The sequence below is a fragment of the Rhizobium sp. 18065 genome (genome assembly GCF_902706095.1).
Taxonomy (GTDB): Bacteria; Pseudomonadota; Alphaproteobacteria; order Rhizobiales; family Rhizobiaceae; genus Allorhizobium.
Genome location: NZ_CACSJP010000008.1, coordinates 181,608 through 195,011, shown reverse-complemented (window position 1 = coordinate 195,011; position 13,404 = coordinate 181,608). Strand labels below are relative to the sequence as shown.

General features: G+C 59.7%; 15 protein-coding genes. 10 read left to right on the top strand and 5 right to left on the bottom strand.

Going from position 1 to position 13,404, the window contains the following annotated elements; genetic code table 11:
• Positions 1–1,054: trifunctional transcriptional activator/DNA repair protein Ada/methylated-DNA--[protein]-cysteine S-methyltransferase (locus GVK95_RS19110; RefSeq protein WP_159952283.1), on the bottom strand; the 1,054-nt coding region annotated here is incomplete at its 3' end.
• 113 nt (positions 1,055–1,167) lie between these two features.
• Positions 1,168–1,755: an NYN domain-containing protein gene (locus GVK95_RS19105; protein ID WP_007600220.1), complete on the bottom strand. Its 588-nt coding sequence runs from the start codon at positions 1,753–1,755 to the stop codon at positions 1,168–1,170.
• A 295-nt stretch (positions 1,756–2,050) separates the two neighbouring features.
• Between GVK95_RS19105 and rpoZ the strand changes: the two genes are divergently transcribed.
• The 8 genes from rpoZ to era all read left to right on the top strand — a co-directional run bounded on the left by rpoZ (position 2,051) and on the right by era (position 8,829).
• Positions 2,051–2,449, top strand: coding sequence for a DNA-directed RNA polymerase subunit omega (rpoZ, locus tag GVK95_RS19100; RefSeq protein WP_159952282.1), 399 nt, complete (start codon positions 2,051–2,053; stop codon positions 2,447–2,449).
• Positions 2,450–2,545: 96 nt separating this feature from the next.
• The gene (locus GVK95_RS19095) at positions 2,546–4,774 is read left to right on the top strand and encodes a bifunctional (p)ppGpp synthetase/guanosine-3',5'-bis(diphosphate) 3'-pyrophosphohydrolase (RefSeq protein ID WP_159952281.1); all 2,229 of its coding nucleotides are present in this window, start codon (positions 2,546–2,548) and stop codon (positions 4,772–4,774) included.
• A gap of 238 nt (positions 4,775–5,012) precedes the next feature.
• Positions 5,013–5,165 carry a DUF3563 family protein gene (locus tag GVK95_RS19090; protein ID WP_007600225.1) on the top strand — a complete coding sequence of 51 codons (153 nt, stop codon included), beginning with the start codon at positions 5,013–5,015 and terminating at the stop codon, positions 5,163–5,165.
• Positions 5,166–5,293: 128 nt separating this feature from the next.
• Entirely contained in the window at positions 5,294–5,881 is a 588-nt protein-coding gene (locus tag GVK95_RS19085; RefSeq protein ID WP_159952280.1) for a DUF2062 domain-containing protein, read from the top strand.
• Between the two features lie 2 nt (positions 5,882–5,883).
• On the top strand, positions 5,884–6,288 hold the full coding sequence (gene acpS, locus GVK95_RS19080; protein WP_159952279.1) for a holo-ACP synthase: 405 nt from the start codon (positions 5,884–5,886) through the stop codon (positions 6,286–6,288).
• 97 nt (positions 6,289–6,385) lie between these two features.
• On the top strand, positions 6,386–7,129 hold the full coding sequence (gene lepB / locus GVK95_RS19075) for a signal peptidase I (RefSeq protein WP_159952278.1): 744 nt from the start codon (positions 6,386–6,388) through the stop codon (positions 7,127–7,129).
• Positions 7,126–7,848 (top strand): ribonuclease III, encoded by a 723-nt coding sequence (rnc, locus tag GVK95_RS19070; protein ID WP_159952277.1) that lies wholly within the window; start codon positions 7,126–7,128, stop codon positions 7,846–7,848. The genes lepB and rnc overlap by 4 nt, the downstream gene beginning before the upstream one ends.
• On the top strand, positions 7,849–8,829 hold the full coding sequence (era, locus tag GVK95_RS19065) for a GTPase Era (protein WP_200844326.1): 981 nt from the start codon (positions 7,849–7,851) through the stop codon (positions 8,827–8,829). It abuts the gene before it with no gap.
• Positions 8,830–8,839: 10 nt separating this feature from the next.
• Here era and GVK95_RS19060 read toward each other — a convergent pair whose 3' ends face one another.
• Positions 8,840–9,991 carry an AbrB family transcriptional regulator gene (locus GVK95_RS19060; RefSeq protein WP_159952276.1) on the bottom strand — a complete coding sequence of 384 codons (1,152 nt, stop codon included), beginning with the start codon at positions 9,989–9,991 and terminating at the stop codon, positions 8,840–8,842.
• Between the two features lie 116 nt (positions 9,992–10,107).
• Here GVK95_RS19060 and GVK95_RS19055 point away from each other — a divergent pair, with 116 nt between their 5' ends.
• On the top strand, positions 10,108–10,734 hold the full coding sequence (locus tag GVK95_RS19055) for a TetR/AcrR family transcriptional regulator (protein ID WP_159952275.1): 627 nt from the start codon (positions 10,108–10,110) through the stop codon (positions 10,732–10,734).
• A 50-nt stretch (positions 10,735–10,784) separates the two neighbouring features.
• The gene (gene recO, locus GVK95_RS19050; RefSeq protein WP_159952274.1) at positions 10,785–11,558 is read left to right on the top strand and encodes a DNA repair protein RecO; all 774 of its coding nucleotides are present in this window, start codon (positions 10,785–10,787) and stop codon (positions 11,556–11,558) included.
• Here recO and GVK95_RS19045 read toward each other — a convergent pair.
• Both GVK95_RS19045 and GVK95_RS19040 read right to left on the bottom strand, forming a co-directional pair.
• A complete protein-coding gene (locus tag GVK95_RS19045) occupies positions 11,486–11,740 on the bottom strand; it encodes a hypothetical protein (RefSeq protein WP_007600236.1) in 255 nt (84 codons plus the stop codon). The genes recO and GVK95_RS19045 overlap by 73 nt on opposite strands.
• A gap of 398 nt (positions 11,741–12,138) precedes the next feature.
• Positions 12,139–13,362 carry an MFS transporter gene (locus GVK95_RS19040; RefSeq protein ID WP_159952273.1) on the bottom strand — a complete coding sequence of 408 codons (1,224 nt, stop codon included), beginning with the start codon at positions 13,360–13,362 and terminating at the stop codon, positions 12,139–12,141.
• Positions 13,363–13,404 lie beyond the last annotated feature (42 nt).

Sequence of the window (13,404 nt, the reverse complement as noted above, 5' to 3'; positions counted from 1 at the left end):
CCCGCTCAACCATGCGGCGTTCGTGTTCCAGCAGCCATTGCTTGCGCCAGAGACCGCCACCATACCCCGTCAAGCTTCCATCCGCCCCGATCACCCGGTGGCAGGCGACCACGATCGCGATCTGATTGGCGCCATTGGCGCGGGCAACGGCCCTGACGGCGGTGGGGCGGTCGATCTCTGCAGCAAGACCGGAGTAGCTGCGGGTGCCGCCGACCGGGATCTGACGCAGCGCCTGCCAGACCGCGCGCTCGAAAGCAGTTCCATGCCCGGCAAGCCTGGTTTTGAACGGGGTCGGCCTACCGTCGAAATAGTCTGATAGCTCGGCTGCTATCTGGTCGATGACTGCGTTGCGCCCGAGTGTCACCGCCTGGCCGTTCAGCGTCTGCAGCCGGTGGATCTCGTTCGGCAGGGCAGGGCGATCGGCAAATTCCAGCAGATGCAGGGCATGTTCGTCGGCAATCGCCATCATCGGACCGATCGGCGTTTCGATCCAGTCGGCCTTGAGCAGCGATCGGCCTTTGAGTTCGGCTGGCGCTGCGCCAAACAACTGGGTGATGGCCTGGCGGAAGCCGCTGCCCGATTCGTAGCCGGCATCGAGTTGCGCATCGATCACCGGCTCGCCCTGCGAAAGGGTTTGAGCGGCCTGGCCCGCCCGTCTCAGTCGGGCGATTTCCAGAAAGCTCATGCCGAAACGTTTTTTGAAGCTGCGGCGCACGGTCGAAGGATCGTGATCGAGCGCGACAATATCGTCCTCGCTCCAGCGCCGGGCCGGATCAGCGTCAAGCGCCTCCAGCAGGCTTTTCACCAGTGGATCCGGCGCGCCGTAAGCCAGCATCGGACGACAGCGTTTGCAGGGGCGGAAGCCGGACTGCATGCAGGCGGCCATCGTCTCCTCGAAGATGCAGTTTTCCGGCTTAGGTTTGCGCGCGGTGCAGGTGAAGCGGCAAAAGATCTTGGTGGAGGTGACGCAGACATAGGCGAAGCCGTCATAGGCGGCATCGCGATTGACGAGCGCGGTGTACAATGTGTCGTGGGTGGGGCGTTTGAACAGCATGGTGCGATGCTAGCGCAAAGCGGAAGACTTGCCGCCGAAAATCGGGCGTCGATATCACTCAGTGTCTTTGAACGAGCAGATATGAAGCGTTGTCACATCACACGCCAACGTGCTCAGTGATCGTGTTCGCTTGCCGGAGCCGGCTCGCTCATGACGCGCGGCGCTCCCCGTTCGCTCGGGTCACGGCCGATTTCCGCCTTCAGTGTCATAAGGTCAATGAAATGATCGGACTGGCGACGCAGATCGTCGGCGATCATCGGCGGCTGGGTTGCCATCGTCGATACCACGGAGACCTTGCGGCCCCTGCGCTGCAGCGCTTCGACCAGAGTGGTGAAATCCCCGTCGCCGGAGAAGATCACCAGGTGATCGACGGTTTCCGACTGTTCCATAGCGTCGATGGCCAGTTCGATATCCATGTTGCCCTTGACCTTGCGGCGGCCCATGGAATCGGTGAATTCCTTGGCAGGCTTGGTAATGACCTTGTAGCCATTGTAGTCGAGCCAGTCGATCAGCGGGCGGATCGACGAATATTCCTGATCCTCGATCAGTGCCGTATAATAATATGCCCGCAGCAAGTAACCGCGCTTCTGAAATGCTTTGAGCAGTTTCCGGTAGTCGATATCAAAGCCAAGGCTCTTGGAAGCTGCGTAGAGATTGGCGCCGTCGATGAAAAGGGCGATTTTCTCGCGGGGGTCGAACATCGGAATTATCCTTGAATGCAAATATTCATACTGGGCAAAAAGCAATCAAAACAAGACTTTGCCTTTCAACTTCAGAGCACCCCAGTTACATTAAGAAGTGTTCATATATGAAAATATGTAGGGCAGGATTTCTAATATTCCAAGCACGCAGAGGTTGAATCAGGTGGCGCTTTTTGGCTTTCCCGCGTTTTATTGGCCGTTCAGGCAAGAGGGAATGACGAAAAACTTGAATTTCCCCTCTATTGATTGTATCGCAGCCTCAATCCCATGCATTCATGACCGCAAAGGACAGGCAATGGCCCGTGTCACCGTTGAAGACTGTATCGACAAAGTCGAAAATCGCTTCGAGCTCGTGCTGCTCGCAAGCCATCGCGCCCGCCAGATTTCTCAAGGCGCACCGATCACCATCGATCGCGACAAGGACAAGAACCCGGTCGTCGCTCTGCGCGAAATCGCGGACGAGACCCTTTCGCCCGACGATCTGAAGGAAGATCTGATCCATTCGCTGCAGAAGCATGTCGAAGTCGACGAGCCGGAACAGGATTCGGGTTCGATGATTGCCGGCTCCGGTGCATCGAAGTCTGACGACGAAGATGACATGCCGGAAACCGTGACTTTCGACCAGATGTCGGAAGAAGATCTTTTGGCCGGTATTGAAGGCCTCGTGCCGCCGGAAAAGAGCGACGATTACTAATCGTCAATAGGTCAGACTTTAGTCTGCTTTGGACGGTTGAATTGCGTGCGCCAGTCACACAGACTGGCGCGCTTTTCGTTTCTGGGAGACGTCCGAATGATGCGGCAGTATGAGCTTGTGGAGCGGGTACAGAAGTACAAGCCCGACGCCAACGAAGCTCTTCTCAACAAGGCCTATGTCTATGCCATGCAGAAGCACGGCAAGCAGACGCGCGCCAGCGGAGATCCCTATATCTCCCACCCGCTTGAGGTTGCCGCCATTCTCACCGACATGCGTCTCGATGAATCGACGATTGCAGTCGCCCTCCTGCATGACACGATTGAAGACACATCCGCGACCCGCGCGGAGATCGACGAACTGTTCGGCGAGGACATCGGTCGCCTGGTTGAAGGCCTGACCAAGCTCAAGAAGCTCGATCTGGTCTCGAAGAAGGCCAAGCAGGCGGAAAACCTGCGCAAGCTGCTGCTCGCCATTTCCGACGACGTGCGTGTGCTGCTCGTCAAGCTCGCTGACCGTCTTCACAATATGCGCACGCTTGAGCATATGCGCGACGACAAGCGCGCCCGCATCTCCGAAGAGACGATGGAAATCTATGCGCCGCTCGCCGGCCGCATGGGTATGCAGGACATGCGTGACGAGCTGGAGGACCTTTCCTTCCGCTACATCAATCCCGAAGCCTATGAGACGGTGACCCAGCGTCTGGCCGAACTTTCGACCCGCAATGAAGGCCTGATCACCAAGATCGAGGACGAGTTGCGTGACCTGCTCGTCGCCAACGGTCTGCTCAACACATCGGTCAAGGGTCGGCAGAAGCGGCCCTATTCGGTTTTCCGCAAGATGCAGTCGAAGTCGCTGTCCTTTGAACAGCTCTCCGACGTCTACGGTTTCCGTATCCTCGTGGACGATATTCCCGGCTGCTACCGAGCACTCGGCATCGTGCACACGCGCTGGCGCGTCGTGCCGGGACGGTTCAAGGACTATATCTCGACGCCGAAGCAGAACGACTACCGGTCGATCCACACGACGATCGTTGGCCCGTCGCGCCAGCGTATCGAACTGCAGATCCGCACCAGCCGCATGCACGAGATCGCCGAATTCGGCATTGCCGCCCATGCGCTCTACAAGGATGGTGAAAACGGCGAGCCGGGCGAACTGCTGTCGCGCGAGAGCAATGCCTATTCCTGGCTTCGCCACACGATCGAGGCGCTGGCGGAAGGCGACAGTCCGGAAGAATTCCTCGAGCATACCAAGCTCGAACTGTTCCAGGATCAGGTCTTCTGTTTTACGCCCAAGGGCAAGCTGATCGCTTTGCCGCGCGGGGCGACCCCGATCGACTTTGCCTATGCTGTCCATACCAATATCGGCGATACGACCGTGGGCGCCAAGATCAACGGTTCGATCATGCCGCTGGTCACGCGCCTGTCGAACGGCGACGAGGTCGAGATCATCCGCTCCGGCGTCCAGGTGCCGCCAGCCGCCTGGGAAGAGATCGTCGTCACCGGCAAGGCCCGCGCCGCCATCCGTCGCGCCACCCGCATGGCGATACGCAAGCAATATGCGGGTCTTGGTCAGCGCATCCTCGAGCGCACCTTCGAGCGCGCCGGCAAGGTCTTCTCCAAGGACAATCTTCGCCCGGTCCTGCACCGGCTCGGCCAGCGCGATGTCGAGGATGCCATCGCCTCTGTCGGCCGTGGCGAAATGTCGTCGCTCGATGTCCTGCGCGCCGTCTATCCCGACTATCAGGATGAACGCGTCACCGTGAAGCCGAATGCCGATGAAGGCTGGTTCGCGATGAACAGCGCCAATGGCATGGTCTTCAAGATTCCGGGCAAGGCTCGGCCGGTGGGCGATGCGCCGACGGCCGGCGACGGGCCTGAGCCATTGCCAATCCGCGGTCTTTCGGGCAATGCCGAGGTGCATTTCGGTCCGGCGGGCGCTGTCCCTGGCGATCGGATCGTCGGCATCATGGAAGACGACAGGCGGATCACCATCTATCCGATCCAGGCCTCGGCGCTGCAGCGCTTCGATGATGAACCGGAGCGCTGGATCGATGTGCGCTGGGATCTGGACGAGGCGAACAAATCGCGCTTTGTTGCCCGCGTCCTGATCAATGCATTGAACGAGCCGGGGACCTTGGCCACCGTCGCGCAATGCGTCGCACGCCTCGACATCAATATCCGCGTGCTGAACATGATCCGGATCGCCACCGACTTCACCGAAATGGGCCTCGATATCGAGGTCTGGGATCTTCGCCAGCTCAACCAGTTGCTCGGCGAACTCAAGGAACTGGACTGCATCTCCACGGTCAAGCGGATCTACGACTGAGTCTGCCGGTCGACTTCATTTGGCGTTTCCACATGCTGCGGTATGAAGTGTGGCCCGTCCGGGCCACATTGGCGGCGACCTGCCTTTCTTTTAGTCACTATTCTGCCTAAAACGTAAACCTGAAGGGCCGAGTCATGCGCCTTACGCATGGCTGGTGTCGCCAATCAGGACTGGTGGTTTGTGCGGCGCAATATTATCTTCTCCTCAACAGATGAAACACAGAACTGAGGACAGAAAAATGTTTGCTCCTATCCGTAAATTCGCCCGTGCCCTTCGCGTCCCGACTGTTGCCGAACGCGAAATGAACTACCTGAACGGCGCCCGTGACCTGGTTGACCTGGAATACCGTCAGCGCGAAATCGATCGTGGCGCCTTCCGTCGCGGCTTCTAAGCTGATCGATCCAATCCGATCGTGATGATTTCGACGCCGGCTTTGATGCCGGCGTTCGCTTTTGGGGCGGGTGGCGAATTTCCGACCCGCTCTTGCAGGAAGCATGTCCCATCCACTACATGTGCAGCATGCTTTTCAGACGCCGCCAACCATTGCCTCTTTCACGCAAGCTCCGGGACTTCTTCTGGCCCCGCAAGGGTTTCGTGCGTTCGCTGCACTATGTCCGCAAGCGGATCCTGCGGCTGACGGCAACACCGCATGCGATTGCGGCAGGCGTTGCGGCAGGCGTGATTTCTTCCTGGACGCCCTTGATGGGCCTGCACATCCTGCTTGCCCTTGCTATCGCCTATGTCGTCGCAGGCAATCTCGCCGCCGCGGCTCTTGGCACGGCATTTGGCAATCCACTGACATTTCCCCTGATCTGGGCTTCCACCTGGGAAGTTGGCGAAGTCATTCTTGGTCGCGATGGACCCGGGAAGGCCGCCCCGCTCGATCTGCACCGTCTATTGCATTCCTTCGATCTGACCCACTTGTGGGGGCCAGTGCTCAAGCCCATGCTGATCGGTGCGATACCGCTGGCTGCGATCAGCGCCGTGGTCTTCTATGGTATGACCTACTGGGCGGTCCACGGTTTTCAGGAAAGGCGGCGCAGTCATCTGGCAAGCCGCGCCCGCCAGCGTCTGGCTGAAGCCCTCGACGGAACCGCGAGCGTCTGACCATGATCATCGGCCTTGGAAGTGACCTTATCGATATCCGGCGGGTGGAAAAATCCATCGAGCGCTTCGGCGACCGCTTTACCCATCGCTGCTTCACCGAAATTGAGCGCAAGAAATCGGATGGCCGCAAGAACCGCGCCGCTTCCTATGCCAAGCGTTTTGCCGCCAAGGAGGCCATGTCCAAGGCGCTCGGAACTGGCATTGCCCAGAACGTGTTCTGGAAGGACATGGGCGTCGTCAATCTGCCGTCCGGCAAGCCGACGATGAAGCTGACCGGTGGGGCGCAAACCATTCTGCTCGGTCTGATGCCGCCCGGCCATGTGCCATCCATTCACCTGACAATCACCGACGACTACCCGCTAGCCCAGGCATTCGTCATCATTGAAGCCTTGCCGGAGAGCAGCTGAGCTGCTTGGTCGCGCCTGTTTGCCGCCGTCGGCGGTTGCCGCGTCGATGCGAACCGACTAGACAGGGCAGGAAATTCGCAAAAAGGAATAGAACCGCGTGAGCGAACGAGCTGAAAAGACTCAAAGTGCCCTTTGGGAGAACATCAAGGTCATCATCCAGGCCCTGCTGCTGGCCATGGTCATCCGCACCGTGTTCTTCCAGCCTTTCACGATCCCGTCCGGGTCGATGATGCCGACGCTCCTGGTTGGCGACTACATCTTCGTCAACAAGTTTTCCTATGGCTATTCGAAGTATTCGCTGCCCTTCTCGCCGAACCTGTTCGAAGGACGTATCTTCGAAAGCGCGCCGGAGCGTGGCGACATTGTCGTATTCCGCTTCCCGCCTAACCCGAAGATCGACTATATCAAGCGCCTTGTCGGCCTGCCGGGTGACCGTATCCAGGTGATCGACGGCGTGCTGAACATCAACGGTCAGCCTGTGCCGCGTGCCGAGGACGGTGCTTTTACCTCCGACTATCGCATGGATCCGGGCACCGACGTGCCGGTCTTCCGCGAAACCATGGACAATGGCGTCACCTACCAGACGCTTGACCAGGCGCCCGATACCCGCGGCGACAACACCCGCGAATTCATCGTGCCCGAAGGCCATTATTTCATGATGGGCGACAATCGCGACAATTCGCTCGACAGCCGTTTCGATGTCGGTTTCGTGCCGGCTGAAAACCTGATCGGCCGTGCCTCGGTGATCTTCTTCTCGCTTGGCAACGACACCTCGTTCCGCGAGATCTGGAAATGGCCTGCCAACATGCGTTGGGATCGTCTGTTCAAGGTTGTCGAATGAAGAAGGCAAGAGGGCTCGGCGAAGAGGATTGGAAGCAGCTTGAAGCTGTGATCGGTCATGGCTTTGCCGAGCGTGAACGCCTGCAGAGGGCTCTCACCCATGCGAGCGCCCATGTCTCGAAGAGCCGCGGCGACTACGAACGCATGGAATTCCTCGGCGACCGGGTGCTGGGCCTCTGTGTCGCCGAACTGCTGTTTTCCACCTATCGCAATGCGACGGAAGGCGAACTCTCCGTTCGTTTCAATCAGCTGGTCAGTGCCGAAACCTGCGCCGCGGTGGCCGACGAGATGCAGCTTCATCGCTACATCCGCACCGGTTCGGACGTGAAGGCGATCACGGCATCGAACATGCTCAATGTCCGCGCCGATGTCGTCGAAAGCCTGATTGCGGCGATCTATCTCGATGCCGGTCTTGAAGCTGCGCGCGGTTTCATTCTGCGTTTCTGGACGGCGCGCGCCAGCCGCGCCGATGGCGCCCGCCGCGATGCGAAGACGGAACTGCAGGAATGGGCGCATGCCAAACATGCGGCATCGCCAATATATAAGGTTGCCGAACGCTCCGGACCGGATCATGATCCCCGCTTTACGGTGATCGTCGAAATCCCCGGCGTGAAGCCGGAAATGGGAACGGACCGTTCCAAGCGTGCCGCCGAACAGGTGGCAGCCACAAAAATTCTCGAACGCGAAGGCATCTGGGCCAAGGCCACAGACGCCAACTGAATGGAAAATATGACAGAGAACCAAATTCCTGACGTCGATGAAGCGCCCGACGCCAACTTGACACAACCCGACCCGAGCCGAACCGGCCCGACCCGGTCTGGCTTCGTTGCCCTGATCGGCCCGACCAATGCCGGCAAGTCGACGCTGGTGAACCGTTTCGTCGGCGCCAAGGTGTCGATCGTCAGCCACAAGGTGCAGACGACCCGCGCCGTGATGCGCGGCATCGCGATCCACAAGAACGCCCAGATCGTCTTCATGGACACGCCCGGCATCTTCAAGCCGCGTCGCAAGCTTGATCGTGCCATGGTCACGTCTGCCTGGGGCGGCGCCAAGGATGCCGATCTGATCCTGCTCCTGATCGACAGCGAACGAGGTCTGCGCGGCGATGCCGAAGCAATCCTCGAGGCGCTGAAGGACGTGCCGCAGCCGAAGATCCTGGTGTTGAACAAGATCGACCGCGTCGAGCGCGAAGCGCTGCTCAAGCTGGCGACGACCGCCAACGAGACCGTCAAGTTCGACCGCACCTTCATGATTTCGGCCACGACCGGTTCTGGCTGTGAAGACATCATGGATTATCTGGCCGACACCTTCCCGGAAGGTCCCTGGTATTATCCGGAAGACCAGATCTCTGATTTGCCGATGCGCCAGCTGGCCGCCGAAATCACCCGCGAAAAGCTGTTCCTGCGCCTGCATCAGGAGCTTCCCTATTCCTCGCATGTCGAGACGGAAAAATGGGAAGAGCGCAAGGACGGCTCGGTGCGCATCGAGCAGGTCATCTATGTCGAGCGCGACAGCCAGAAGAAGATCGTGCTTGGCAAGAATGGCGAAGCGATCAAGTCGATCTCCAGTTCATCCCGCCGCGAGATGTCGGAAATCCTCGAACAGACGGTGCACCTGTTTCTGTTCGTCAAGGTTCGCGAAAACTGGGGCAATGACCCGGAACGCTTCCGCGAAATGGGTCTGGAATTCCCGCGCGACTGATGTCGCGCGGCTAGCCTTTTACCGTCAGCCTGCGGGCGACGAAGCTTGAGATTGCCGGTCCGATCAGAATGATCAGCAACAGGCGCGTCGTCTGCAGTGCCATGACGAAGGACATGTCGACCGGCGTCGAGGCGGCGATGATGGCGACCGAATCAAGCCCGCCCGGGCTTGTCGCCAGATATGCGGTGAGCGGATCGATGCCTTTCAGCCACCAGAGCAGGAAGGCAAGTCCGCCGCAGAAACCCATCAGCAGCACGATCGATCCGACCACCTGCGGCAGGGCGCTTGCCGCATGCCGCAGGATGCGCCGGGTGAAGCTGAGCCCGATTTTCCAGCCGAGCAGGCCATAGGCCAGAGCCAGCAGCCATTCCGGCAGGTCGATGGTGATATAGCCGAGGATATGCAGGGTCGTTGTCGCGACCATCGGCAGTAGCATGGTGCCGGCCGGGATCCGCAGTTTCGCGCCGATCACCGCAGCAACCAGCGCAACGGCAACCGTCTTTCCCAGTTCGAACCAGTCGGTTGGCGGAAACCAGACGATGACCTGTGCGGCACCACCTTCGATATTGAAGACGAATGCGGCCATGATCGAGGCGCCGGTCGCAACGAAGACCACCCGCAGATATTGCATGAAGGCGACAAGCCTGGCATCCGCGCCATGCGCTTCTGCCATCAGCACCATGGCCGAGGCCGCACCCGCTGACGTTCCCCAGACGGCGGTCGTGCCCGGCAGGATGTCGGCCTTGGCAATCAGATAACCGAGCAGGCTGCTGGCTGCGATCACCGCAAGCACGATGGACAGGAAGATCGGCCAGTCATGCGCCACGGCCTTCAGGGTTTCGAGATCGAGCGATCGGGCGATGATGCAGCCGATCAGCGAGTGGGCAATGACATAGGGCACGCGATGCACCGAAAGCCTTGCGCCATTGGTCGCCACCAGAATGGCCGCGGCCATCGGGCCGAGCAGTAGGGCGCCGGGAATGTGTGACAGGAACAGCGCGCCGGACAGGACAAACGACACCAGCGCCAGAACTGCCCAGCGCACGACGGTCGGAAGCGTTGTCAAAAGGCCCGGCGACGGGGCAGGCGTCGGTGGCACGTCAATCGGGCCCTCGTCCGTCACGATGGTTTGCGGACAGTTCTCACCTTTGCTCTCTGACATGCGACTTCCTGTCTTTCATTTGTCTGGCCCCCTTGCTGGAAAAGGCGGGAAAGGGCTGGACGAAACGACGAATATGACAATAAATGAGGCTAGCCTCACAAATAAGATTTATGAAGATGTCCTCGCAAAAGTCAAGTTCACCTGTTGCACCGATTGCCAAGGAGCCGAAGCGCAAGCGCGGCATTGCCCGCGTCGCCATGCTGCTTGACGCCGGCGCAGTCGTCTTCGCCGAACAAGGTTACAAGGCTGCGACAATGACCGGGATAGCTGCGCGTGCAGGGGCCCCGATCGGCTCGCTCTACCAGTTTTTCCCCAACAAGGACCTGCTCGCCGATGCGCTGGTCGCTCGCTATGCCGAGCATCTGGCGACGGAGCTTGAGGCAATTCGTCAGGCCGCCCCGCAATTGCATGCAGACGGCCTTTCGGCGAGACTGCTGGAAATGTTCATGGCGCATGCATCGGAGCGGAGCCTCGTTCTTAGCCTCCTCGATGCGCGCTGGGAGCAACCCGGTGTGCGGCCTGGCGTGCTGCGGGCCAGCCTGAGGCAGCAGATCGTGTCGATCCTCGCCGCCTGGCGCCCGTCTCTTGCCGAGGAGGAGCGGCAGGCCATGGCAGCCGTCGTGCTGGAGGCGATGAAGACCATGGCGCAGTTCCATCAGGAGGGGCGCTTCCCGGGCAAGTCTCTGGCGATCGAACACTGGCGCCGCTGGGTGGGCACATATCTTGCCGATATGGCCGGATGAGGCCTTGGCGGCGGTTGTTATTGATGCCGTCGCTGGAGTAGAATCTCCTCATGCAATGGACAGATGAAGCGATCCTTCTCGGTGTGCGGCGACATGGCGAAAGCAGCGTCATCGCCGAAATGATGACGCGTCATCGCGGCCGCCATCTTGGCATGGTCCGTTCAGGCCGTTCCCGCTCGATGCAGCCGGTCCTGCAGCCGGGAAACCGGCTGGAAGTGACATGGCGTGCGCGTCTCGACGAGCATATCGGCGAGTATCGCGTCGAGCCGGTGGAATTGCGCGCAGGGCGGTTGATGGAGAGTGCCACGGCCGTCTACGGCGTTCAGGCGCTAGGCTCGCTGCTGCGGCTTCTGCCTGAGCGGGATCCTCATCCGCATCTTTTCGAGGCACTTGATGTGATCCTCGATCACCTGCATGAGCCGGCCTCCGCTGGCGAACTGTTCGTTCGCTTCGAGCTGGCATTGTTGAATGATCTGGGGTTCGGGCTGGATCTGGAGCAATGTGCAGCGACCGGTGGTCGCGACGAACTCGTCTTTGTTTCACCGAAGACCGGGCGTGCCGTCAGTCGCGGCGCCGGTCAGCCCTGGGCCGACAAGATGCTGGCTTTACCGGATTTTCTCTCCCCCGGAGCGCGTCGCGCTGCCGATGTGGAAAGTCTGGCATCGGCCTTCAAGCTGACCCGCTATTTCCTCGACCGCCACGTCTACGTGCCGCGCGGGCTCGAAGCCGGCACGGCACGCGAAGGTTTCTGTCAGGCTGCATTGAAGACCTTGCGGTCACTTGCAGAGCCTGCCGAATTGGCGGCGCCGAAGAAAATTTCCTGATCTTCCGGTGCAGACTTCTGCATATGCTGGTGAATGGCGACCTGCAGGTCGCCAATGCTGCGGTAGCTGCCGCCGTCCAGGTCGATGACTGGATATTTCACGGCAATGAACTTGAACCGATCGCCATCGGGTATGGTGATGCCAACCGGAACTCCGGCATATTCGATAACTTGCTTCTTCATAACAATATTCCCCGCCCGTGCGCTGCACGGAGCAAAACTAGATGTCGATGTATTGAGTTCAGTGCTTGCGCAAAGTCACATTCGACAGGTGCATTTGAGATGGGATTTGCCCATCACAAAGCGCGGGGTAATCTGCCAGGATCGGGCGGTATCATGAAACACAACTGGCATTTCGCTGACCTCCTTCTTTGGCTGCGGTCTCAAGGGCGAGACCTTACGCTGGGATCGCAGTCAGTGTCGAACCAGCATCCACAAGGTAGGTGCAGGATGCGAATCCGTCAACGGGGTCGTCAGCAAAAATAAAATAATTTTCTGCTGACGTTCGCAGGCGCACAAAATGAGGCAAAATTGATCCTATCCGGCGGGAAAGCCGAAATAAAATCTTATTTGGAGCAAATTTAAGCCGCGACGACAACCGGTCGCTCGACCGCTTTTTCGCGGATCGGCCAATGCACCACTGCCGCGAAAAGCCCCAGCACTACACCCAGCCACCAGACCTGGTCATAGGTACCGAAGCGGTCGTAAAGGTAGCCACCCATCCACACGCCGAGGAAGGAGCCGATCTGATGCGACAGGAACACCAGGCCGCCAAGCAGGCCGAGATGGCGCGTACCGAACATGATCGCGACGAGGCCGTTTGTCGGCGGCACGGTGGACAGCCAGAGCAGGCCCATCACGGCGGCGAAGATCACCACCGATGTCGGCGATTGCGGCAACAGCAGGAAGGCTGTCACCGCGATCGAGCGGCCGATATAGATCAGCGCCAGGAAATAAGGCTTCGAATAGCGCTGGCCGATAACGCCGGCGGCCAGCGAACCGATGACGTTGAAGAAGCCGATCAGCGCCATGGCGATGACGGCGTAGCTTGCCTCGATGCCGATGTCGCCGAGATAGGCGGGAAAATGCGCGGTGATAAAGGCCACCTGGAAGCCGCAGACGAAAAAGCCGGTGGTCAGCAGCAGGTAGCTTTTGTGGGTCAGCGCTTCCTTCAGCGCGGCCGCCACTGTCTGCTCGTACTGCGCCTTGGATTGGGTGCCGGAACTGGCGTTGCCACGCAGCGGATAGGCGAGCAGCGGTACGATCAGCATCATCATCGACATGTAGACCAGTCCGTCCGACCAGCCGACGGCCGAAATCAGCCCCTGTGACAGCGGCGCAAACAGGAACATGCCGGCAGAACCGGCGGCCGTGCCGATGCCGAAGGCCATTGAGCGTTGCTCGGGCGTCACATTGCGGGCGAATGCCGAGAGGATCACGCTGAACGAGCCAGCGCCGATCGCCGTACCGACCAGCACGCCGCCACCGATATGCAGCCAGATCGGCGCGGATGCATGTGCCATCATCAGCAGGCCAAGCGCATAAAGCACACCGGACATGACGATTACCCGACCGGTTCCGTATTTGTCGGCAAGTGCGCCGAAGAACGGCTGGCTCACACCCCAGCACAGGTTCTGGAATGCCATGGCCAGACCGAAGGTCGAGCGGTCCCAGCCGCGATCCGCCAGCATCGGCAACTGGAAGAAGCCCATTGCCGAACGCGGGCCGAATGTCATGACCGCAACAAGCGAACCGGCGATGATGATCAGCCAGGGCATGGTGGGACGGGGGATGGTTGTGGCCATGAGATTCGCTCCGGTTGTCGGCAGACAATACAAGAGTGCTCT

Bases quoted from the DNA above. Each gene is read 5' to 3' on its own strand.
- GVK95_RS19105 (WP_007600220.1), bottom strand. From the start codon at position 1,755: ATGTTCGACCCCCGCGAGAAAATCGCCCTTTTCATCGACGGCGCCAAT.
- rpoZ (WP_159952282.1), top strand. From the start codon at position 2,051: ATGGCCCGTGTCACCGTTGAAGACTGTATCGACAAAGTCGAAAATCGC.
- GVK95_RS19095 (WP_159952281.1), top strand. From the start codon at position 2,546: ATGATGCGGCAGTATGAGCTTGTGGAGCGGGTACAGAAGTACAAGCCC.
- GVK95_RS19090 (WP_007600225.1), top strand. From the start codon at position 5,013: ATGTTTGCTCCTATCCGTAAATTCGCCCGTGCCCTTCGCGTCCCGACT.
- GVK95_RS19085 (WP_159952280.1), top strand. From the start codon at position 5,294: ATGCTTTTCAGACGCCGCCAACCATTGCCTCTTTCACGCAAGCTCCGG.
- acpS (WP_159952279.1), top strand. From the start codon at position 5,884: ATGATCATCGGCCTTGGAAGTGACCTTATCGATATCCGGCGGGTGGAA.
- rnc (WP_159952277.1), top strand. From the start codon at position 7,126: ATGAAGAAGGCAAGAGGGCTCGGCGAAGAGGATTGGAAGCAGCTTGAA.
- era (WP_200844326.1), top strand. From the start codon at position 7,849: ATGGAAAATATGACAGAGAACCAAATTCCTGACGTCGATGAAGCGCCC.
- GVK95_RS19060 (WP_159952276.1), bottom strand. From the start codon at position 9,991: ATGTCAGAGAGCAAAGGTGAGAACTGTCCGCAAACCATCGTGACGGAC.
- GVK95_RS19055 (WP_159952275.1), top strand. From the start codon at position 10,108: ATGTCCTCGCAAAAGTCAAGTTCACCTGTTGCACCGATTGCCAAGGAG.
- recO (WP_159952274.1), top strand. From the start codon at position 10,785: ATGCAATGGACAGATGAAGCGATCCTTCTCGGTGTGCGGCGACATGGC.
- GVK95_RS19045 (WP_007600236.1), bottom strand. From the start codon at position 11,740: ATGAAGAAGCAAGTTATCGAATATGCCGGAGTTCCGGTTGGCATCACC.
- GVK95_RS19040 (WP_159952273.1), bottom strand. From the start codon at position 13,362: ATGGCCACAACCATCCCCCGTCCCACCATGCCCTGGCTGATCATCATC.